Raw genomic sequence first — 21,899 nt, 5'->3', positions numbered from 1 at the left:
AGGGAACAGGGAAAGAAATATTTTCATGCCCTTGTTGTGGGCTTTATCCTGTGGGAGTTTAGCTTGAAAATGAGGCATGAGGCATAGGTCATTAGAGAATATGATGGTTGACCTCAACTGGAATTTTGAATTCTCCGCTGTGGCACTATTTTTTTGCTTTTGGCCAGGAAAGTCAAGATTCTGTTTGTTCTGTAGCCTCTTGATTTGCAGCATGGTACTGATTAATTAATGCTTGAATAATAGCTTGGGGATCGTTTGTTTCCAGACCCAGTTGTTGGGCAACCTGCTGGCATAAGGTTTCATCCTCCTGCATCATGGCAAACAATTGTTCCAATGTAACGGTTTGGTAACCTTCCTCGGAGAAATTATCTTCTGTCTGCGCTGCATCTGCTAACGATTCGCTCTCTTGGGGTGGTGATACTTTCACAGCATCTGGCCCTGCATATTCCCAAATTGGCTCACCGCCTTGATTGCGCGTCAAAAGTTGCATCCCAATATCATAGGCAACGTCTCCTACTTCACCAACACCTAGGTCACCTAATTGTACTAACCGCGTTGCTAATTCATTATTAGGTGTCGGTGATGCTAGCAATCTTTCTCCTAAAACCCCTAACCACTGAACCCAACGTTCAGTCGGGATGCGATGTTCAATATTATTTAGCCACTTTACTGCCCACGCTTGGCCTCGTGCTTGATGCACGCCTTCCAAAAGTTCGTTGAACAGAAATTCCAAATCTGTATCGCTGAGTTGTGGCGGTGGTTCTTGGGGGATATCTCTCCTAACTTGAGAGCGGGTTGGTTTCGCCCCAAACAAGCTTTGAAAAAACTTTTTAAGCCACTGAATTAGCCGCCTGAGCATCTGCTGCACCATTGAGTATTCGTTACCCTAAGATTGTAGCGATCGCACTGTACTATAGCCTTAATCAATTCAATAATTCATCTACAGTCATGAACTCCTGTTTGAAAAAACTTTCTATTGCTCATGCTGCAACGCAAAACTCGAAGAATAGACTAAAGTAGAGTTTGGTTCTCGGTAGTTTACCAGATATAGCGCAAAAGCTAAAAGCTACGCTTGATATCGAAGTAGGGGCAGCAGGAGCAGAGAACAAAGGCTAATTATAATACTTAAATTTAAAAGTATAAAATATAGCCATTTAACTTTTAAGACCAGTCCTCATCTGATATAATTGGTGTATTGCCACAGGAGAAAACCTCTTCGGTTGTGCCTGTACAAATATGGCTAAAAAAGTGCTACACGAAAGCACATAAATTTTGAATCTAACAACTGAGTAACAATAACCAATATAAAAATAGTGTACTAACTGTTAAACAGTAGTTAATGATTTGGAAACAAGAATTTGGGGTTTCCCAAGACATTTTTTCATGGGAAAAAGTAGCAAACTTGTTAATCTAGCCTCAGGTAAGCTGCCCTGCGGATCTCCTTGGGAGTAGAATTCGACTAACCCTAGTCTAGACTTAGACTCACCATGCTGCCTTACTGTTGTAGCAAGTGCCCTGAAGTCAAAAAAGGCAAGTTTAACCTCTAAAAATATCCTCATCGTAGAATCCCAAACTCGACTGGGTGCTGCAATCTTATGTCTTACGAACCACTGCACCACAAGTATCGCCCAAAGAGTTTTGCTGAACTAGTGGGACAAGAGGCGATCGCTACTACCCTCACTAACGCGATCTGCTCATCTAAAATCGCTCCAGCCTATTTGTTTACTGGACCTAGAGGTACAGGAAAAACTTCTAGTGCGCGGATTCTCGCCAAATCCCTCAATTGTCTTGGGAGTGGTAAACCGACTGCCGAACCCTGTGGCGTATGCGATGTTTGTCAGGGTATTACTAAGGGTTACTCCTTAGATGTAATTGAAATCGACGCGGCCAGCAACACTGGTGTTGATAACATCCGCGAAATTATTGAAAAGGCGCAGTTCGCTCCTGTACAGTGCCGCTATAAGGTGTATGTCATCGACGAATGCTTGACTGGAGATTCCCTAGTTTTAACTGATGAAGGACTTCTGAGAATTGATGATCCCAATATCAAGAACAAGAGAGTCCTTAGTTACAATGACTCATCAGAAAAGTGGGAATTTAAGCAAGTTGTACGCTGGTTAGACCAAGGAGAACGTCAAACTCTAGTCATCAAAACTACCAAAGGAGAAATCAGATGTACTGGCAATCATTTAGTTAGGACAGATCGGGGATGGGTAGCAGCAAAGGACGTAAAAGAAGGAGTGAAGATACTATCTCCTGTGAATGTGGATGCGGCAGCCTCATTTACAAATTTGGCGACGGTAGAATCTGTTTACCTCGCTGGGGTTGAGCAAGTCTACGATATTGAAGTTGAAGACAACCATAACTTTGTGGCAAATGGGCTGTTGGTTCATAATTGCCATATGCTCAGTACCCAGGCGTTCAATGCGTTACTAAAAACACTGGAAGAGCCACCAAAACACGTGGTCTTTGTACTAGCGACAACCGACCCCCAGCGAGTATTGCCCACAATTATTTCCCGCTGTCAAAGGTTTGATTTTAGACGCATCAACTTAGAGGCGATGGTCAAGCATTTAAGTGCGATCGCTCACAAAGAAAACATTCATATTTCCCTGGATGCTGTCACCTTAGTAGCTCAAATTGCTCAGGGAGGATTGCGGGATGCGGAAAGTCTACTCGACCAATTAGCGCTGTTGTCGGGCGAAATCATCCCAGACAGAGTTTGGGATTTAGTTGGTTCAGTCAGCGAACGGGACTTGCTAGCGCTGTTAGATGCGATCGCTCAAGATCATGCAGAAGCAGTTCTCGACTCTACTCGCAACATCCTCAATCGTGGTCGAGAACCGCTGACTATTTTGCAAAATCTCGCCGCTTGCTATCGTGATTTACTCATTGCGAAAACTGCACCTAACCGCCATGATTTGGTTGCTTGTACTCAGCAAACCTGGCAAGCATTTATTGGATTAGCCCAGAAGCTAGACATAAGTACAATTTTGGCAGGACAGAAACATTTACGCGAAGCAGAAGTACAAATTAAAAACACAACCCAGCCACGTTTGTGGTTAGAGGTGACATTGCTGGGATTGTTACCAAGTGCAAATATTCCGGTGCAAGCCGCAAGCGTAGCACCAAGAGTAAGCGCGCCAGTTGTATCACCAAGCTCACCTCCCATCATCTCCTCTGCTCCTACTGTTGCTTCACCCCCGGTTTCCCCACTCTCACCGCCAGCAAATAACATCTCTGCTTTGAAGGCTGTATCATCACAGCCTTCAGAGACTATCACCGTTTCTCAGCCACCTGAGGAACCGCAGCCATTACATCCACCGGTACAACCAGTAACCCCAGCAGCATCACCACCAGTACCAGAGTTAATTGAAGAGACAGAAGCGGATTTTACCCAAGTTTGGCAGCAAGTCCTCAGTAATATTCAACAGATACCCAGGCGAGAGTTACTGCGGCAAATGTGCCATCTCATGGAATTTGATGGTGCCTATGCCCGTGTTGGTGTGAAATCAGCATGGTATAAAAAAGTTCAAACTGACTTGCAGATGATTACAGCTGCTTTTCAGCAAACTTTCCAGCGGGAAGTCAAAGTCAGCTTAGAAATCGGAAATCCCTCAACCTCTACTTCAGCGAAGAAAGAGTCTCCAGCTAATGGCTCATCGAAGCTTAAGCAGCCATCGCCTCCCAGTTACGACAAGCAAATTCCACCACCTGCGCCAGTACAGCCAACACCCACACCAGCACCAACAAAAACTGAGTCAGCGCCTAAAGGTAACAGTAGCGTGCAAACTTTGCCACCGCCTCCAACCCCAACAACTTCTGGTGATTGGGAAACTGATGAAGTAGCGATCGCAGCTCAGCGATTAGCAGAATTTTTTCAAGGCCAAATCATCCGCCTGTCAGATGATGCAGCAGCTTTTTCTGAAACTATGGTTGGATCTGATTTGCTAGATGAATCAGATCTCGATGATGAATAGAAATCAGGAGATGAGGGAAAGGGGACAAAGGAAAAATAATCTTTGTCCCTTGACTGTTTTACGCTTTCTCTATGCCTGTATGCACAGTTTTTACCCATTTCAGGCGTTTTTGCCGTAATGACATCCGGGCAGTAGCACTGCTCATGACTACCAACCAGTGGAACATATATAAAGTGCCACGTAGAGTTTGCAGCAGTAACAGTAAATATGTAGAAAACTGGAATTTTTGCCCTTGATGAATCCGCCTCAAACCAGTGAACATCCCGATCATTGACAAGCTAACAGACAAGCCAGTGATGGGGCCTAAGATTGGTGGACGATGGCGAGCGATCGCCATTAATAAATCTGGTACTGCTGCCGTTGGTAAGATATACATAATCAGCATAAAGCTCAGTAGATCCCAGGTTTTGCGCACCCCCAAGCGATTTTTCAGGAGCAAATCCCAGTAATCCAAATAGCGCTGATATCCACCTTCTGCCCAACGGTTGCGCTGATGCCAAAGTGCGATCGCATTTGTCACCCCTTCTTCTTCTACCGCTGGCGAGAATACACACTCAATATCCCAGTTGTCTAGATGTAAGCGCAGGGTCAAATCCAAGTCATCGGTGATCGTTTCTTCGTTCCACCCACCGCAACTTGCCAACGCTGCGCGCCGGACAAATTGACCGTTACCCCGCAGTTCGCCAATCCCACCAAGGGCAGTCCGTTGTTGCTGAAAATAGGTATCAAGCGCCATCTCCGCCATTTGGCCTTTAGTCCAAAAATTTTCTTTGGCATTGGCGATCGCTTTTCGTACCTGCACCGCCCCTACCTTTTCTCTTTGGAACAAAGGTACTACCTGTTGCAACAAGTCTGGTGATACTTGAGCATCGGCATCAAACACGGCGATGATTTCGCCCTTAGTCAGAGGTAAAACTTGATTCAATGCCCCAGACTTACCGCCAGTAGCTTGCGCTGAACGCCGGAGAATCTTAAGTTGTTTGTATTCCTTTGCCAGTTCTGTTAATAACTCCGGTGTGCTGTCACTGCTGTTATCGTCAATAATCCATAGTTCGTACTTTCCATCTGGATATTCCAGACTGCAAAGACTCTTGACTAATCTGCCAATTACTGCTTCCTCATTTTTGGCTGACACTAAAACAGAAACAGAAGGTAAATCTCCCTGTATTTGTTTTGGATGACGCCGGGGTTTGGCAAATACCACCTCCAAAGCGTGAATACCCAGAATAGTGGTCAGTCCCAGTACGAATAAAAAACCCCAGGAAGCTAAATGCAGAGCGATCGTGCTACTCCAGACTATAGTCAAAACTAGAGCCGCTTTGCGTCTGCGTCCTTGAAACCGGAATGGTAGAAACAAAGGTTCTGTATCTACTACTAACTCCTCGGTTGCTGAGAGGTCAGACAACAGAGAGTTAAGCGGAGCAAGCTCGTTGCTAGAATCGTCTTCGGGCCAGAAATTCGCTGGCATAGGTTACTTGATTCAAAAACCACTATTTGTCTACGCCTGTAAAGAAGCTGAGAATCAGGTAACACCAAACTGTATAACCTTGAGCTCCCTGGATTGGCAGTAATTTTTTACCGTTTCTGACTCAAAATAGAGCCAGTAGAATTGCTGATGAATGGCAACTCTAGTTGAGGTAAAGCGATCGCCAAGTAGCAACAGCTAGTTGTTGAGAGAAGTCACAATAACAGCATCTATCTCTAGATAGAAGAGATTTTTGATTGTTATTGCTCTCAGCTTCAATAAAAGCTAATGCGACCCTATTGTACCTGACATTCACATATTTCTTAACAGTAACTTTATTGCCTTGACCACAGATGGCGCTGCCAAAGGCTTTTCCATTGATTGTTTTGCTATTCAAGTTCGTATAACTCGCAACTCAGCAGTATTCGGCAGAAAGTAGAATCCTTACCTCATCTTCCGAGAATGTGTAAACCAGAATTTTTTGGGAATACTTAGTATTGACCCCTACTTCCCCGCAATACCAGATACTCCAGTAATCGGGCGCAAGAATGGGAAAAATTCTCTCTTGTGTTCCCTACTCCTACTTCTTTACCCAAACTTTCATCCCCAGTTACTTTTACATAACTTGAGGAATAATCAACAATGTCTATTGAGCAACTTCAGCCAGCCACCCCACAGCAAGCAAGTGTTTACCTTCCATACATTCAGGGCAGCAGACGCAATTTCTTACCCTATGCCATCAGTCTTTATCAAAAAGGCGTTTTGGAAGGTCACCGTAAAATAGAGGCTAGTGACAATATTCCCTTTGTCGCCACCTGGAATGTTGCTAGTCTACCTTCAGACTTGACCCGTTGCCGAATGCAGTTTGACGGCGATGCAGATCTAAGTTACGAGGTGATGATGGCAAGTTCCGAGTTCATAACATATTTAATTGAATTGATGGACAACTATAAACGCCATCGCTTGACCGATTTCTCTCAAGCTTTTTATCGCAAGCTGCTGCGTATAGATGAATAAATCTGGCGCAGCCTGAAAATTTCACAATTATTGTCGTAATATCGCCAGTAGAAGGCTTTATCTTGAATCATTCATTTTTCTGGCGATTTGAGCAATAACTCCTATACATGAGGTTTGTAACAACAGCGATGGCTATGTTCGACCTAAAATTAGAAAACACCAAGCTGGATTCTACTTCCTTTTGAATTTAGGAGTGCATGTGTGCCAAAATCCGCGAAATATTTGCTGATTGGATCAACTGAGACTTACAGTGGTAAATCCGCTACAGTTCTAGGTTTGTCTTATCAGCTACAGCAAACAGGACTGGATATTTCCTACGGCAAACCTTTAGGTACGTGTTTCAATGTATCTGTTGGTAGCGCCTTTGAGGAAGATGTCCAGTTCATTGCCCATAGCCTTAACCTGAGCGAAAATCGTGTTGCACCAACAATGCTGGCTTTGGATGAAGTAACTGTGCAAAAACGCTTACGTGGTGAAGACAAAACTGATTATCAGCAGTCCCTAGTACAGCGATATTTACCAATTTCCAAGGGAGATTTGGTGTTGCTAGAGGGACCTGGTGATTTGGCAGAAGGTAATTTATTTAACTTATCTTTGCCAGAAGTGGCTGAAGCATTAGATGCCAGTGTATTGTTGGTAGCACGCTACAAATCTTTGCTCTCGGTTGAAGCGCTATTATCTGCCAAGCAAGGTATAGGCGATCGCTTAATTGGTGTAGTGATTAATGATATTCCAAGCGAAAAACTAGAATCTGTAACAAATCTCTTACGCCCGTTCTTAGAGCAGCAGGGAATTCCTGTGTTGGCAATGTTACCAAAAAGCGACTTACTACGCAGTGTCAGCGTCGGCGAACTAGTCAAGCAGTTAAAAGCTGAAGTTCTCTGTCGTAGCGATCGCCTAGATTTAATGGTCGAAAGTTTAGCAATTGGTGCAATGAATGTCAACGCTGCTGTCAAATACTTCCGCAAACGCCGGAATATGGCAGTGGTGACAGGGGGCGATCGCGTGGAAATTCAGCAAGCAGCATTGGAAACTTCTACCCAATGCCTAATCCTCACAGGACAACTCCCACCTCCCGAGTTTATCCTTAGTCGTGCTGACGAGCTAGAAATTCCCATTTTGTCTGTTGATTTAGATACCCTCACCACTGTAGAAATTGTAGATCGCACGTTTGGACAAGTACGTGTTCACGAACCGATCAAGGTAGAGTGCATTCGTGAGTTGATGGGCGAGCATTTTGACCTAGAACGCTTGTTGTCTAAACTTGGGTTAAGTCCAGCAGCAGCGTTACCTTAGCCTCATCAACTCAAAAGTTGAGAGCATAAATGCTCAGTTATCTATTAGAGGATTTTATTACTGCCGAGGAATCAGTTCGCTATCACCACCTAGGAGATGGCGGGCTTTTCCTCAGCCCCATGAGGATATGCTTGGTTGTAGTAGGTAATCAAAATACAAGCATATTTTTGTAAATTTACTTTCAACCTTCTTGATTTCCTCAAAAAAGTTTTATTTTCAGTACCCTTGTCAAGCGTCTAAGGGTGAGTCTGGAGGCTCCTTAGCTTTTTTTAACCCAGAAATGTAACTACCGAAGCCATTAATTGCGAAAACGTAGCAATGTCTAACTCAAGTAAGCTTCGCACTTACACTCTGTTTGGTAAAATATCTGGGTCGTTTCATCTCATTACGTTCATCTTTGAGCCAGTCAACAGACCTCATCAACCTCGATACATTAGCGCAAGAACTAGCGACAATCCAGCAAACAGGTTCTAAACGAATTGCCTTGCTGGGTTCCCGTCATGTCCCAATTACGCACCAGAATCTCATTGAAATGATGACCTATGCCTTGGTTTTATCAGGCAATCGGGTGATCACTTCTGGGGCTACAGGTACCAATTCCGCTGCCATCAAAGGCGCAATGCGCGCTGACCCCAATTTGTTGACGGTGATTCTACCCCAAAGCCTAGAACGCCAGCCGCATGAATCGCGTCAGCAGTTAGAACTGGTAATGCACCTAGTAGAAAATCCTAGTAACGATAATCTGTCCCTCGCCGAAGCGAGTTACATTTGCAATAAGGAGATAATATCCCGCTGCCAGCAACTGATTTGCTTTGCATTTCACGACAGCCGCACCCTGCTACAAACTTGTAAAGATGCAGAAGAACAGAGAAAAGTGGTCACACTTTTCTACTTTGACTAAGGTGAGGCTGAGTTTGCGTGAGTGTAATTCTAAAGAAGAGAAACTACAAATAGTTCATGGGTAATAGGTTCTCCTGATTGCCCATGATCGACAATTAATGCTATTTATGGATTTGGTTGATGATGCTATGACAACCACCTATTTCTGCTGTTCTTTTATCTGCGATCGCAAAGGAGGGATACAGAGGAGGGTAGTAATTATCAATTGACCATCTCTAATCCCTATTTCACATCCAAACATCCAGAATTCAAAGATGTGCTATGGCTTCTAATTATTCCTTTGACATTGTGAGTGACTTTGACCGACAAGAATTGGTCAACGCCGTCGATCAAGTTGTGCGAGAAATCAAAGGCCGGTACGACCTCAAAGATACTGCAACTACTGTTGAGTTAGGTGAGGAAAGCATTGACGTTAACACCGATAGTGAGTTTACTTTAGATTCTGTGCACAACATTCTTCGAGAAAAAGCTGCTAAACGCAATCTTTCTCAGAAAATCTTTGATTTTGGCAAAGTTGAATCAGCCAGCGGTAATCGTGTACGACAAGAAATTAAACTCAAAAAAGGCATTAGTCAAGAAATTGCCAAACAGATTTCTAAATTGATTCGAGATGAATTTAAAAAGGTGCAAGCCTCGATTCAAGGCGATGCAGTGCGAGTAACGGCTAAATCTAAGGACGAATTGCAAGCTATCATCCAACGTTTAAAGCAAGAAGACTTACCTGTAGCTTTGCAATTTACAAATTATCGTTAAAACATCTGTAGATTGTTGTCCAGATCCCCGACTTCTTAAAGAAGTCGGGGATCTGGAGGAGATCTATATGCAGGTAATAGAAATTAAGAAATTTTCAAACCAAAGCTTTTTCGTAAAAATGCCAGACTTTTTATAACTAACCTAACTACAAATATCTTAGAAAATTTTGCAAATTTATAGTTGAAGAGCAGATCCATTATTTCATGAATATTCAAATATTTAAGATAAGTTATTGACCGATCTACTATATTGTCACTATCAAGCAAATATTTCTTTAGTCCAAGTTTCTCGGAAATTATCCATTTTTTATAAAATATTTTGTACATCTCTTTTTGATATTTTTTAAAATCTGAAGCTTCACCATTTAAATATTTTTCAATATATTTAACAGCCACTTCAGCGCTACACATACCATGTCTAATGCCTTCACCTCCTAAAAAGTTAACAGTAGAGACCGCATCTCCTATAGCTATAATGTTTTTTCTATAATACTTATCCTGCAATCCCTGGCTATATTTTAGGGTTGCTCCATGAATATCCAAAATTTTGTATTCTTTGGGTTGAATATAGTCTTTAATTATGAGTTCAATATAATATTTTATTGGTTCAGCTTTTTGAATTAATTGATGCTGGGAATTTAATAATCCAGCCCCAACTTTTAACTTGGGTTTCTCCATAGGAAATATCCAAGAATATCCTTTTGGCATCCATTTATGCCCCAGGAAAAAAGTTAAGCGATCGCAGTGTTTTTCGTAATCCTCTGGTGCTACTTCTAAGAGATATTCAATTCCTGTGCCACTGTGGAATAATGGTTGAGCTTCTCCTTTGTTATATATGACTGCTCTAGATGGGCCAGTTGCATCGACTACGACTTTTGCGCCAACTTTGATCTCCCCTTCCTTTTTTGATTTAAAAAATAGAATAGTTTGCTCTGCTGACTCTTCTTTTCTCAGGTAAAAATACCCTAGCCAAACCTCGCCACCATTGGCTTTAACTTCATGAGCTAAGAATTCCCTTAATTTAGTAAAATCTAAAACCACACCCAGAGGTTTAGGTGAATTCCAAGTTTCATTAAGATTGGTGGTGACAATTTTAATTCCTTGCCAATAACTACCTATAACTTCATTAGGTAGATCGAACTTAGCCAATGTTTCTATGGGAGTTCCGGCACTGGAGAAGCTGTTTACAGAAAAGTTTTCGTATCGCTCTACTAGCAAAACCTTTTGACCAGCCTTCGCTAATAATCTCGCACAGTGCCCTCCAGCTGGGCCTGCACCTACAACTACCACATCAAAGGTCTTCATTATAGTTTCTACAAAAAATATGGCGAATTGAGGCTTAATATTAAAACTCAGAGGAAGCAGATTTAATTTTCGTCAATTCGCTATTAATATTTGGTTGCCCTAAAATCCGAAATCTCCAAAAAAATCAGTTTCAACAACAGAGAATAGGAAATTCTGTTCCCTTCTTGAATGTTAAAGAACTTTATGGGTGTGGGAGTGTTGTTTAACGTTGTCTTCTTTGGTAACTACCCTGGCAGCATTTAGTACACGCTTGCGTTCAGTGGAGTAATTGAACTCTGTGTAGGTTGTACCTAAAGGAATAAGAGATTTTGTAATCTCACGACGTTTATAAGTACGAGCTGCCGCAAACAGTCGTGGTACAAACTCATCCGCGAACTGAGCCGATTCTGGGAAGCTAGCTGGAGCTGAGAGTGTATCACCGTTCAGGACAGAGGCTAAATTTGTTGCCCAAGCAAACTTATATGAAGTGGGAATACCTTTCATCACTGCTTCCAAAGCCGCAGAAGGAATAGGTTCAATAACTTCAACTTGATGAACTTCTCCATCTTCCTTGACAAAGCATGTTGCCAAGCCGATCACAATGTAATCATCAGCAGTTAAATCGGGGGCATTGGGGTAAGAAATTGCAATTGTCATAAGAAAATTTTCTCAAAACTTAAAAGTCAGATTAAGGAACTAGAAGCTGGAACCGTTAGATGCGAATCTAGAAATAGACACGGTAATGAGGACAAACCCATAGCTCAAGCTAAGGGATTCGACCAAGGTTTGTTTTGCATTTCGATCATTGCTACATTCCTTTGTGCTCTGCGTCATCTCTCATGAACGGCTTGTTGGCATTCTACCAATTTGTCGCTCTCACTACTTGACTAGTCTTTGAGATTGATATTTGCTTTTTCTGGAATTTAACCTGGGGATGAGGTATCTATGATGAGATTGAATCATCAATTATTGATATGAGATAAAGTTTTTCAATTACTGTGGTTTGAATGGTTGAGTAATTATAGACACCCTCAGAACTTACATAACAAACAAGCTACTAGCAGCATAATAACTATATTTTGATTTCAAAAAACAACTATATACGGCAGGATTATATGACTAATAACTCCTATTTATCTTTTGGAGATAAGCAAAATAACTTAGATGAATTAGTATCAAATAAAACGATAAAATTAAGCAGTAATTTAGACTTAGAAGACAGTCATGTACGCTCTTGTGCTTTGAGGTTAGCTCAAAGAGGCGATTACATGAAGGCGATCGCTCTGTTAAGCCAACTCATCCGCCGTCATCCTCAAAATGCTGTTGATTACAACAATCGAGGGCTGATTTATTTTCAAAGCGGCGAAACCCAAAAAGCCTTTTGTGACTATAATACAGCACTGCAAATTAATCCTAGTTTGGCTAGTGCTTATAATAACCGAGCAAATTACTATGCTGGTTGTGGAAAATTAGCTGCGGCGATCGCTGATTACGATCGGGCGATTGATTTGAATCCTAGCCATGTGCGGGCACGCATTAACCGAGGCATCACCTGGCGCGAATTGGGGCAATACGAAGAGGCAATTGAGAATTTTGATGTCGCACTACTTTTCGGGCAGCTAGAAGGTCACATCTGGGCTGAGAGAGGCAGAACTTATCATCTTTGGGGAGACTGGAATTGCGCGATCGCTGATTATCGTCGTGCCCTGACTCAACTACCCGCAAGAAAAGATGTTCCTGGTTGGCGCTTACGTATACAACTTGAAAATTGGTTAACCGAACTGCTATCTCCTGAACATCCTGATTGGTAGATTAATCCTCTAAAGGACTGTAAAATCTAAATTTTGAGTAGAGTATAGCGACCCTGTATTATTAATGGCTAATAAATTTTAATTAGTGCAGTGTAGCGCAAATAACTATCTAGTTTTCACAGACAACATCTTTTCTGCTTTCTTGCACTAGGCACTTATTCAACAATTAGCTAATTTACTTACACAAGTTGTTGATACACAGCCACAACATAAAGAACTTCAATAATTCTGGGTTGGCTATTGTGCTGAAGTTGATGACTCCGATTGGCTAGCTGCTTCTGTTGCATCCGGATTCGTGATCACGATCTGACGCTGATTAGGGTCGAATCGGTAGCTTTGTTGTTGCATAATACTTTTGGCTTGAGAGGGATCGAAGTTTCGGCTAAATTCTGCTTGCAAAATATTCACACGTCCTTCCATTTGCTTGACCTCAGTACGCATTTCCCGCAATTTTTCTTGCTGTAACCAGTGATAGGGCAAAAGTTGCATGAGGGCGGAAACCGCGGCTGCTGAAATTGCCAGATTAACGGCTATCTTGGCTGTTACTTCCATAGCCATTACTTGATGCGATCGTTGACGCAGATGCCGCTTTGGTCGAGGCGCAACCCGGCGTTTTTGTATCGGTTGTAGCGGGATAGACGGTTGAATAGCGTTCATGATGGTAAAAAAGACCTCGTAAATTCAAGCAGAACAGCCTAAAAAGCCTACTTCTAACAATTAGGGCTTGATTTAGCTGCCATATTACTTCATTTTTCGGAAATTGCTACACGTGTATTCAAAGCCAAAAAATAAACCTGGCATACGTAAGTAGCCTTAGTCAAACACTTACTTGCCTAAGGCTCCAAGTGTCGATCAAGTTCACTCACTAATGCCAGGCTTCTTAGCCCAACAACTGTGTCACACTATGGCTTATTTGTAAAGTTCTGTAGCTAAACGCCAAGCTAGAACACCTGGAACCAGCGCCACAACCAAAGCGATGTAGACTTGAGTATCTGAGATGGACGTTACAGCGAGAAAGAAACTGTGTGATATAGGCATGGTTGGAAACCTCCTAAACTCAATGCATTTTGAATAGTTCGTTTACTACTTTTCCCTGTTTTGCGAGGATTGGGGAATATCTTGTTACAAGATGCAACAAAAGCAGCGATCGCTCAGTAGTCATTCGTTATTCTTTTTAAAGAAAATATATCAATCTATGGATTTGTTTCTGGGGATCGACTTTGGTACATCTGGCGCAAGGGCTACGTTGATTGACAATGAAGCTTGCATCCAGTTCCAGATCAAGTACCCTTGGGAAAATTCGACTGACTGGGTAGATATTTGGCAGACGGCTTTATTTACTCTCTTAGCATCGATTCCTGAACAACTGCGGCGAGAAATTAAGGCGATCGCTATTAATGGGACTTCTTCCACTATCTTGCTAGTAGACGCAGCAGGTAAGTCTGTAGATGCACCTATACTTTATAACGATCCACGGGGATCGGTGATGCTAGAGCAGTTAAAGAGTATCGCTCCAGAAAATCATACAGTAGTAAGCGCTACTTCTAGCCTGGCTAAACTTCTGTGGATGGCGCAGTTACCTTCCTTTAGCAAAGCACGATATTTCCTGCATCAAGCAGACTGGCTAGCATTTCTGCTGCATGGGCACTTAGGTGTTAGCGACTACCACAATGCCTTAAAGCTGGGTTATGACGTTGAAAAGTTGAAATACCCAGAATGGCTAACAAAGTTGCAAATACCAATCCAGCTACCTCAAATATTGCCTCCTGGTACACCTATTGCTGAATTACGCCCAGAAATTGCAGCTAAGTTTGGTTTGCGCCAAGATTGTGTAGCGTGTGCTGGGACTACAGATAGTATTGCGGCTTTTCTTGCCAGTGGAGCACAATCACCAGGGGAAGCGGTGACTTCTTTGGGTTCGACACTGGTATTAAAACTATTGAGTCGCACGCGAATTGAAGATGCAAGATATGGAATTTACAGCCATCGCTTAGGCGAGCTGTGGCTGACTGGCGGCGCTTCAAATACTGGCGGTGCAGTGTTGCGAGAATTCTTTACTAATGCTGAGTTAGAAAGCTTGAGTGGTGAGATTGATGCTACTACAGCCAGCGACTTAGATTATTATCCCTTGTTAAAGGCAGGCGATCGCTTTCCAATTAACGATCCCAATTTATCCCCACGCTTAGAACCACGCCCAGATAATTCTGTGAATTTTCTGCATGGGTTGTTAGAAAGTATTGCCCGCATAGAAGCGCATGGGTATGAATTATTACAGCAAATGGGAGCAGATAGGTTAAAGCGCGTTTACACTGCTGGTGGTGGTGCAGCAAATCATACTTGGACGGCTATTCGCGGAAGATATTTAAAAGTTCCGGTAGTTTCGTCAGTGAATACGGAAGCAGCCTATGGAACAGCACTTTTGGCAATGCGGGGGGTGAGGGGATGACGCGGGGACGCGGAGATTGGGAGAAACGGAGACAAATTTTTAAGAAAACAAGCTGAGATACAAACCTGCTGTTGAGAGGAAAAGAAAAATTTTCTTTGTCCCCGTGTCCCCGCGTCTCCTTTTCTCCGCGTCTAATTACTCACCTTGGTGAATTTGTTGATAAACCAAATCCCGTAGAATATTGGCTTTTTGATTAGTAATAGACGCATAGAGACTCCTAAGAGTCATCCGCACTAGGAGGTTTTTCTGATGGGGTTGAATACCCAAACGTTGAATCGCTTTTTCTGGAATTTGGGAGTAAGGAGTATCGCTTAATATTTCCACCGATTCTAATAGTTCAGCTTCATCTCCTAAAACTTGTAGTACTTGTTCACAAATATCTTCTAAATCAGTATCTATCCCAGTGACAATAGACATATCTCGGCTGATACTTGGTTTATTAGATACCTGATTATAGGTTTCCAGGTTCGTCATCTGGGCAGCTATTTGGGGATGGGTGCTTCGCAACAAGCGAATATCATCTATCCCCTTTACTAACATCACCAGACGATCTAATCCCCAACCAGATGCTAATCCTGTATAGCCAGGTTTAAGTAATCCAGGATGAATTTCTCCACCTTCTCCTACCTCAATCCAGTTACCATCAACTAACACTTCAATTTCTAAACCATTGCAGGTATATGGATGTGATGTTTCATTTAGGCGATAGGAAACACCTGGAAGAATTGTGTTGATAATAACAGCAATTAATTGAATTAAAGCTTCTCTACCTAATTGTTGATGTTGGCTAATCAACCACACATCCATTTGATGGGGTTCCCCGACATGACACTTATCCACCACATCCCGGCGGTAACAAATACCGGGGTGGAGAATGAGTTGTTCCCCCTGTAAGTGGGAAAGTAACTCTGGCATGATGACAGTGGTATGAGTTCTGAGTAGCCTACCGTCGCTGAGGTAACGGGTGTATTTAGGGGAACGCGATAAACTCTCTCTAGGAATATAAAGCTTATCGTAGTTGTTGGCGATCGTGGTGATGGGAGAAGAACGCCAAATAGTTGGTTCAGGATAACCGGATGCTTGCAGAACTTCGGCTATTTTGTAGACGATAAGATTAATGGCGTGAATACCATTGGCCGGGTTCGTCAAGTCCGGCTTAAGAAGTCCAGGTGGTTCATTTTTTGCCTCTTTTGATAGATTTTGTAATATGAATGTAATATAGCACAGTGAATGACTGCATCACTCAACTGGGTGAGTTTTAGGGAGACTGTGGTGTTGTGATAAACACTTGAAGAAGCGAACCACAGAGGCGCAGAGGGCGCAGAGAGAAAATTATAAAAGAGAGAGGAGTTTGTTTAAAAAGGTTTGACCTGCGCGCTCGAGGTTATCATCAAGGGAAAATGTGAGGTTGCGGACTTGAATATCGTTACTTTTAATATTTAGTGACTGTTTTAAATCTATTGGATATACCAAGAAAGCTTGTTTAGTATTTGTTGTGTTAGCGTAACTAATCATTTGATGAATATCGTTATTTGCAGTTTTTTCAGGAGATTTATATTTTGTATCGAGAACTGCTAATGGTCTGCCAGTCGCAGCATCACAAAGTAAGATATCTAAGATGAATTGCCGATTTTGACCAACATCTATGAGATGCTGTTGTTTAAAACTATAGTTTGGTGGCGCATTTTTCTTCAGCCATTCTGCAACAAAAAGCTCATATAAACGTGCCATGTCAATGAGAAAAGGTAGGATTTTATGATTTCCCATCTCATGATTTGGACTACTGTTATCTAAAAAGAATCGGCAGAGAATATGTAATATTTGATAGTCTTCATTGAGGCGATTGTACTGTCTGCCAATACAATCTTCTGCACAACAAAGTTGTGGTATTACTAATCCTTGGAGAGCGTGATAAGCTTTTCTTACTGTTGGTGATACTTTGTCTGAACACAAGCCACTGTGACCAATAATATAAAGTGTCCAAGCCAGAATTTGGTTTTCTGCAATATCAGCAGTATGTTCTTCGTAGTGACATTTAAGTTTAACATCCCAAGGCTTTTTAATTACCTGTTGCATATCCAGCCGTCCTCTTACATAGGCAAGCTGCTCTGTTCTAGGCAAGTAAGTACGATATAATCCTTTACGGCATCGTTCTATAATTTTCTGGGCTAATAAATGAGCTAGATAATTATAAAATTCTTGCAGAGATTCGCAATCCATCAGCCCATCAAGAAAGCGAAAATCCTTCAAATTATAGGCATATTCCAGCATCCCGAAAAGGTTTTTGATAGGAACTTTGGGATTGATTTTTAAGCCAAATTCAGGAGTTACAGGAATATAACCAACCCATCCTTTAGATTTTAGCCGCCACTGATATCTTGTTGTATAGCTAGGAAATTCTATATCTATTTGCGTTGTATATTTGTCATATAATTCTTGTCCTACCAACTCCGGGATATCTTGATGCGTAAATAGCTTATCTTGATATTCTGTTATTTCAATAACTCTGTGTTTTACTAGGTTGGTATGCATACATTTTTATGAATTTTATCCCAGCGAAAATTTTCAACATTCTCTGGCTGATTAAAAAAGTATTCTTCTAAATAAGGTTCAATTTCCATACACCAGATATCTTCAATATCTTCGCGTAGGTTGTCTGTTAAAAAGAATGAAATACCAATTTCGTAATTTTTATCGGAAATTACTTGATTTAATTGCTGTAGGATATTAATTAATCCCTCTACTGCAAAACCTGTCTTCTGATGATAACGTCGCAATACATCATAATTTGGACGCAGTTCAATAAATGCAAAGCGACGACGTAATGCATGATCTATGAGGGCAATAGACCTATCTGCTGTATTCATTGTGCCAATAATGCGGACATTTTTTGGGATGCGAAAGGTATTACCACCAGCTAAGGGAATTTCTTGATCGCGATACTCTAGCAGATACATCAATTCGCCAAAAACTTGAGCTAAATTTGCACGGTTTATCTCGTCTATTATCAGAACGCAAGTATGTTGATAAGACTCTGCTTTTTTGCAGAATTCTAAAAAGCGTCCAGGAACAAGTTGATATGTTAATTTTCCATCTTGGCTTTGGGGACGAATACCTTGAATGAAGTCTTCATAAGTGTATGCTGGATGAAATTGCACAAGTTCTAAAAAACCATCACCACCACCAATTAAATGTTTAGCAAAATGTTTAGCTATAAATGTTTTACCTGTTCCTGGTGAACCATATAAAATGACTTGTCTTTTTCGATTTATTGCATGTAGCCAGCGTTTTATCTCTGTATTTTCAATACCTATGTTGTCAGAAAATTGATTCAAGGTATATCTGGGTTTTAAGTCATACATTGAAAAATATTTAACTAATGACCGAGCTGCGTGTTGAATTTTATATAATTGTTCTAATTGTTCAAATTCATCATCATTATTATTTTCGTTGTCTAACCATTTTCTATATAAACTTTTATCGTATACGTGTGTTTCTAAAAGTGCAGTTTCATATATAGGGAATTGATAATCTTTGTTTTCATAATCATACACTTCAGCTAAATTTAGTAAGTTATTGATAATCGTTTTTTCAAAAATTTGTTCAGCTTCTATTTTTTGTAATGTATGTTCATCTTCATATTTTGCAAGCTGTTGTTTAAATTCTTGTATTGATTCCAATAGTATTGAATCATAATTTCTATCTAAGAGAACCAAAATTCCTTGTCCTAAATCCATCTCAACAAAATTTAACAGTGAATTATTTAAGTCAATTTCTAACTTTAAAATTGGTAGTATTTTATCTATATAATCAATTATATATTCGTCAAAAGAAGCGTTAATTTTAAGATTTTCTAACCAATCCAATAAGTGAACTTCAACATAATATTCCCAGCATTCACCATCAACTAATTCTAAAAATAAACTGACAATAGCACAAAAACGCAAAAATACTTGCCAAAATTCTTGTTGATTTGAATACGTTGCAAGTCCAGCTTCAATTATTATTTCCCATGCTTCCCAAATTAGTTCTAAAAGTTCCCATTCTTGGTCACATCCTCCAGTAGTAATTCGGACTGCATAAGCTACATCAGCCCAAGTAATAATATTTTGTTTAATCATATCGAAGATGATATAAAAAACTTAGCTCATATTTAAATAAGTTAAGACTTACTCTTCATTTAAAGTTCCCTTTATCAGCGCAATAATTACCATTCTCACCTACTTAACCTCTGCAACGCCAACAAACCTGCACCATAAGCAGGTTCATGCTTGGGAAAAATCACTTTTACTTCAGGAAAGTTCTTAGCCAGAGATGCTGTAAACCTCTCATGCATCTTCGATTTACCTTGCCAAACACTTCCTGTAGTGACTAATTCTAAAACTGGGCGATCGCTAAAAATTTTCTCAATAACTGTGGAGGTGGCTGTCACAAAATATTGTACAGCATCATCAATAATTTTATTCGCCACTTCATCACCTAAAGCTGCTGCTAAATCTACAATTTCTGCTAAAGCAGCTATTTCTGTAACTCCCCATCCTTGACGATATATTAACTCAACAAAACGTTCTATATTTGGCAGTTCAATATAAACTTTGAAAATATCTACTAGACTTGTTGGCATTCCACTGCCATCATAGGCTTTTAATGCTGCTTGTATACCAGCAAGAGCAATTTTATAGGCGCTACCTTCATCTCCTAAAATATGTCCCCAACCACCTACACGTTTAGTAATTCCCTGATGATTGCGCCCGAAAACTATCGAACCTGTACCTGCGGCGGCGACAATTCCTACAGTATTACCAATTCCAGCTACTAAAGCAATCAAAGCATCATGGCAAATGACAATATTAGATGCTGATAATGCCCAATTTATCGGCAGTAGTTCACTCTTTTGTAATTCTTGTAATAAATTTTTTACTGCTTCAACATCTTCTGCACGTCCCACACCTGCTAAACCTAAGCATATCGATGTAATTTTTATCGGCTTGGTGAGAGTTTGTGCTCGATCTGTCGCAGCCATAATTGCAAATTCAATTGATTGTCGCGCTGCGGCAATACCTATACTCTGATAGTTGGATGCGCCTGCTTCACCGCGACTGATAACTTGGCGTGTTTCATCCATCAAAACACAAACAGTCTTACTACCGCCGCCATCAATACCTAAAACATAGCTCATGGATAAATTCAAAACTCTCTATTTTATTTACTATTAACTTGTGGGACGCTTAGATTCTTCTTGTAATGGAATGAAAAATATAGTAATCATTCCTGGAATAGTTAGCAAACAGACCAAAACAAAAAATAACGGGTACCCCACTGCTTGTTGAATTGTACCGCTAATTGCTCCAGGCAACATCAGACCTAAAGCCATCAGTCCAGTAGATATGGCATAATGAGAAGTTTTATATTCACCTTGGCAAATATACATTAAATAAACACTAAAGGCTGTAAAGCCGAGTCCATAGCCAAATTGTTCTAAGGAAACTAGGGGATAAACTAATGTAAGAGATGGTTTAGCATAAGCAAGATAAACATAAAATAAGTCAGGTAAATTCAAGGCTAAAGCCATTGGCAACAGGCATTTTTTCAAGCCATAGCGGGAAATTAACATTCCTCCTAAAATTCCACCAATAATTAAAGAAAGTACGCCAAAAGTTCCATAAATCAAGCCAAATTGTTCTGTTGATATAGCTAAACCGCCTTTTTCTATTTTGTCTAATAGAAATAGCGAGGCTATCTTCAACAGCATTGCTTCACCTAATCGATAAAGTAAGATAAATGCTAAAATTGCGACTATTTTTTCTTGGCGAAAATAGGTTTGAATAATATCTACAAAAGGAATCTTTTCGGTTTGGGTTTGTGTCTGACGGGGGGTATCTGATGCGGGTAAAGGTAAAATGAAGCGATGAAAAATAAACAGAATGGCAAAGATGACCGCAGAAAATCCTATCGATATCGTCCAACTTAAAGGAATATTATTGAGTGTGGTTTCCAATCGCCCAGCTAACACTACTAACAATCCGCTACCAAATAATACGGCAATGCGATAGAAAAGCGATCGGATACCAACAAAGAAAGCTTGTTGTTCAGGATTTAAAGCCAACATATAAAAGCCATCAGTGGCAATATCATAGGTGGCGGAAATAAACGCTCCGACTGTTAAGGCTGCTAAGGATACGAAAAAGAAATTTGGTAGTTGTAAAGATAAGGCTACTAAACTCAAGCAACAAAACATGGCAAATTGGGTGACTAATATCCATGTTCTTTTTGTGGCGTAAATATCTACAAGTGGTCCCCAAAACATTTTGATCACCCAGGGGAGGTAGAGAAAACTCGTCCAAGCGGTGATTTGGTCGTTGTCGATGCCGAGTTTTTTGTAGAAGATGACGGAAACGCTGCTGATGATAACGTTGGGGACACCTTCAGCGAAGTAGAGGGTGGGGATGTAAGCCCACGGGGAGGGAGTTTTCATGGAATTAACGAACCGCAGAGACGCAGAGGACACAGAGAGAAGTTAAGAAGATAGGATAATACGTTTGATGCCGTCTTTGAGGAGAGGAACGTTAAAGTTTATGAGGAGGGCTAGAGGATAGTTAGTAATTTTAAGGTATGAGAGTACTTGTGCTTCATGAATTGGGGCTAGATTCTGGACAGCTTTTAATTCCAAAATTAGACAGTTAGCAATCAAAAAATCTAATCTACCTTTGCCTACCTCACGTCCTTTGTAATTTACTGTTACCCACTTCTCACAGTCATAAGGTATCCTGCGGCTCAAAAATTCTATAATCAACGCCTGCTTATACACATCCTCCAAAAACCCAGGCCCCAATATTCGATGTACCTCAATCGCCGCCCCAATTACCTCACCAGTCAGCCAATTCATTCCCTTCGCTAACTCTCTTCTCTCTGGGTTCTCTGCGCCTCTGTGGTTCATATCCATAAATC

General features: G+C 41.0%; 20 protein-coding genes. 7 read left to right on the top strand and 13 right to left on the bottom strand.

From position 1 onward, the window contains the following. Positions 1-172 precede the first annotated feature (172 nt). Positions 173-871: a hypothetical protein gene (locus BV375_RS08665; protein WP_243713880.1), complete on the bottom strand. Its 699-nt coding sequence runs from the start codon at positions 869-871 to the stop codon at positions 173-175. Between the two features lie 724 nt (positions 872-1,595). Between BV375_RS08665 and dnaX the strand changes: the two genes are divergently transcribed. Continuing rightward, complete coding sequence (dnaX, locus tag BV375_RS08655; RefSeq protein ID WP_086759431.1) at positions 1,596-3,980, top strand: DNA polymerase III subunit gamma/tau; 2,385 nt, start codon at positions 1,596-1,598, stop codon at positions 3,978-3,980. 58 nt (positions 3,981-4,038) lie between these two features. Here dnaX and BV375_RS08650 read toward each other — a convergent pair whose 3' ends face one another. Further along, complete coding sequence (locus tag BV375_RS08650; RefSeq protein ID WP_086759429.1) at positions 4,039-5,448, bottom strand: glycosyltransferase family 2 protein; 1,410 nt, start codon at positions 5,446-5,448, stop codon at positions 4,039-4,041. A gap of 160 nt (positions 5,449-5,608) precedes the next feature. After that, positions 5,609-5,842: a hypothetical protein gene (locus tag BV375_RS35855; protein WP_143842033.1), complete on the bottom strand. Its 234-nt coding sequence runs from the start codon at positions 5,840-5,842 to the stop codon at positions 5,609-5,611. Positions 5,843-6,087: 245 nt separating this feature from the next. Between BV375_RS35855 and ebsA the strand changes: the two genes are divergently transcribed. From ebsA to BV375_RS08630, 4 genes are all read left to right on the top strand, one after another. After that, positions 6,088-6,462, top strand: a complete 375-nt coding sequence (gene ebsA, locus BV375_RS08645; protein ID WP_086759426.1) for a type IV pilus biogenesis protein EbsA — start codon at positions 6,088-6,090, stop codon at positions 6,460-6,462. A 201-nt stretch (positions 6,463-6,663) separates the two neighbouring features. Next, on the top strand, positions 6,664-7,758 hold the full coding sequence (locus tag BV375_RS08640; RefSeq protein WP_086759424.1) for a phosphotransacetylase family protein: 1,095 nt from the start codon (positions 6,664-6,666) through the stop codon (positions 7,756-7,758). 397 nt (positions 7,759-8,155) lie between these two features. Further along, positions 8,156-8,659: a DNA recombination-mediator protein A gene (locus BV375_RS08635; protein WP_086759422.1), complete on the top strand. Its 504-nt coding sequence runs from the start codon at positions 8,156-8,158 to the stop codon at positions 8,657-8,659. 260 nt (positions 8,660-8,919) lie between these two features. Beyond that, on the top strand, positions 8,920-9,411 hold the full coding sequence (locus BV375_RS08630) for a YajQ family cyclic di-GMP-binding protein (protein ID WP_086759419.1): 492 nt from the start codon (positions 8,920-8,922) through the stop codon (positions 9,409-9,411). An 83-nt stretch (positions 9,412-9,494) separates the two neighbouring features. Here the strand turns inward: BV375_RS08630 and BV375_RS08625 are convergent, their stop codons facing one another. Next, a complete protein-coding gene (locus BV375_RS08625) occupies positions 9,495-10,715 on the bottom strand; it encodes an NAD(P)/FAD-dependent oxidoreductase (RefSeq protein WP_086759416.1) in 1,221 nt (406 codons plus the stop codon). Positions 10,716-10,886: 171 nt separating this feature from the next. After that, a complete protein-coding gene (locus tag BV375_RS08620; RefSeq protein ID WP_086759413.1) occupies positions 10,887-11,351 on the bottom strand; it encodes a hypothetical protein in 465 nt (154 codons plus the stop codon). A 458-nt stretch (positions 11,352-11,809) separates the two neighbouring features. Between BV375_RS08620 and BV375_RS08615 the strand changes: the two genes are divergently transcribed. Then, entirely contained in the window at positions 11,810-12,505 is a 696-nt protein-coding gene (locus BV375_RS08615; protein WP_086759411.1) for a tetratricopeptide repeat protein, read from the top strand. A 237-nt stretch (positions 12,506-12,742) separates the two neighbouring features. On the opposite strand, the gene BV375_RS08610 is transcribed toward BV375_RS08615, so the two are convergent. Continuing rightward, positions 12,743-13,162: a hypothetical protein gene (locus BV375_RS08610; protein ID WP_086759408.1), complete on the bottom strand. Its 420-nt coding sequence runs from the start codon at positions 13,160-13,162 to the stop codon at positions 12,743-12,745. Positions 13,163-13,414: 252 nt separating this feature from the next. Further along, on the bottom strand, positions 13,415-13,543 hold the full coding sequence (psaM, locus tag BV375_RS08605) for a photosystem I reaction center subunit XII (RefSeq protein WP_086759405.1): 129 nt from the start codon (positions 13,541-13,543) through the stop codon (positions 13,415-13,417). Between the two features lie 157 nt (positions 13,544-13,700). On the opposite strand from psaM, the gene BV375_RS08600 reads away from it, so the two are divergent. Continuing rightward, positions 13,701-14,951, top strand: coding sequence for an FGGY-family carbohydrate kinase (locus BV375_RS08600; protein ID WP_086759403.1), 1,251 nt, complete (start codon positions 13,701-13,703; stop codon positions 14,949-14,951). Between the two features lie 135 nt (positions 14,952-15,086). Here the strand turns inward: BV375_RS08600 and BV375_RS08595 are convergent, their stop codons facing one another. From BV375_RS08595 to BV375_RS08570, 6 genes are all read right to left on the bottom strand, one after another. Continuing rightward, a complete protein-coding gene (locus BV375_RS08595; protein ID WP_086759400.1) occupies positions 15,087-16,100 on the bottom strand; it encodes a hypothetical protein in 1,014 nt (337 codons plus the stop codon). A gap of 183 nt (positions 16,101-16,283) precedes the next feature. Then, positions 16,284-17,483, bottom strand: a complete 1,200-nt coding sequence (locus BV375_RS08590; protein ID WP_086759398.1) for a restriction endonuclease — start codon at positions 17,481-17,483, stop codon at positions 16,284-16,286. Beyond that, on the bottom strand, positions 17,468-19,072 hold the full coding sequence (locus tag BV375_RS08585) for an AAA family ATPase (RefSeq protein ID WP_086759395.1): 1,605 nt from the start codon (positions 19,070-19,072) through the stop codon (positions 17,468-17,470). Before BV375_RS08585 ends, BV375_RS08590 begins: the two co-directional genes overlap by 16 nt. A gap of 95 nt (positions 19,073-19,167) precedes the next feature. Then, on the bottom strand, positions 19,168-20,130 hold the full coding sequence (locus BV375_RS08580) for a BadF/BadG/BcrA/BcrD ATPase family protein (protein ID WP_086759392.1): 963 nt from the start codon (positions 20,128-20,130) through the stop codon (positions 19,168-19,170). A 33-nt stretch (positions 20,131-20,163) separates the two neighbouring features. Next, a complete protein-coding gene (locus tag BV375_RS08575; protein WP_086759390.1) occupies positions 20,164-21,426 on the bottom strand; it encodes an MFS transporter in 1,263 nt (420 codons plus the stop codon). A 42-nt stretch (positions 21,427-21,468) separates the two neighbouring features. Continuing rightward, entirely contained in the window at positions 21,469-21,894 is a 426-nt protein-coding gene (locus BV375_RS08570) for a GxxExxY protein (RefSeq protein WP_086759387.1), read from the bottom strand. Between the last annotated feature and the right edge of the window lie 5 nt (positions 21,895-21,899).

Origin of the sequence: Nostoc sp. 106C (genome assembly GCF_002154725.1) — a bacterium.
Lineage (GTDB): Bacteria > Cyanobacteriota > Cyanobacteriia > Cyanobacteriales > Nostocaceae > Aulosira.
Note: the sequence above shows the minus strand (reverse complement) of the source record. Positions and strands in the feature narration are given on the sequence as shown.

Coding starts and splice junctions, on each gene's coding strand:
- BV375_RS08590 (WP_086759398.1), bottom strand. CDS start 17,483: ATGCATACCAACCTAGTAAAACACAGAGTTATTGAAATAACAGAATAT.
- BV375_RS08665 (WP_243713880.1), bottom strand. CDS start 871: ATGGTGCAGCAGATGCTCAGGCGGCTAATTCAGTGGCTTAAAAAGTTT.
- BV375_RS08630 (WP_086759419.1), top strand. CDS start 8,920: ATGGCTTCTAATTATTCCTTTGACATTGTGAGTGACTTTGACCGACAA.
- BV375_RS08610 (WP_086759408.1), bottom strand. CDS start 13,162: ATGAACGCTATTCAACCGTCTATCCCGCTACAACCGATACAAAAACGC.
- BV375_RS08575 (WP_086759390.1), bottom strand. CDS start 21,426: ATGAAAACTCCCTCCCCGTGGGCTTACATCCCCACCCTCTACTTCGCT.
- psaM (WP_086759405.1), bottom strand. CDS start 13,543: ATGCCTATATCACACAGTTTCTTTCTCGCTGTAACGTCCATCTCAGAT.
- ebsA (WP_086759426.1), top strand. CDS start 6,088: ATGTCTATTGAGCAACTTCAGCCAGCCACCCCACAGCAAGCAAGTGTT.
- BV375_RS08615 (WP_086759411.1), top strand. CDS start 11,810: ATGACTAATAACTCCTATTTATCTTTTGGAGATAAGCAAAATAACTTA.
- BV375_RS08580 (WP_086759392.1), bottom strand. CDS start 20,130: ATGAGCTATGTTTTAGGTATTGATGGCGGCGGTAGTAAGACTGTTTGT.
- dnaX (WP_086759431.1), top strand. CDS start 1,596: ATGTCTTACGAACCACTGCACCACAAGTATCGCCCAAAGAGTTTTGCT.
- BV375_RS08620 (WP_086759413.1), bottom strand. CDS start 11,351: ATGACAATTGCAATTTCTTACCCCAATGCCCCCGATTTAACTGCTGAT.
- BV375_RS08585 (WP_086759395.1), bottom strand. CDS start 19,072: ATGATTAAACAAAATATTATTACTTGGGCTGATGTAGCTTATGCAGTC.
- BV375_RS08625 (WP_086759416.1), bottom strand. CDS start 10,715: ATGAAGACCTTTGATGTGGTAGTTGTAGGTGCAGGCCCAGCTGGAGGG.
- BV375_RS08600 (WP_086759403.1), top strand. CDS start 13,701: ATGGATTTGTTTCTGGGGATCGACTTTGGTACATCTGGCGCAAGGGCT.
- BV375_RS08570 (WP_086759387.1), bottom strand. CDS start 21,894: ATGGATATGAACCACAGAGGCGCAGAGAACCCAGAGAGAAGAGAGTTA.
- BV375_RS08650 (WP_086759429.1), bottom strand. CDS start 5,448: ATGCCAGCGAATTTCTGGCCCGAAGACGATTCTAGCAACGAGCTTGCT.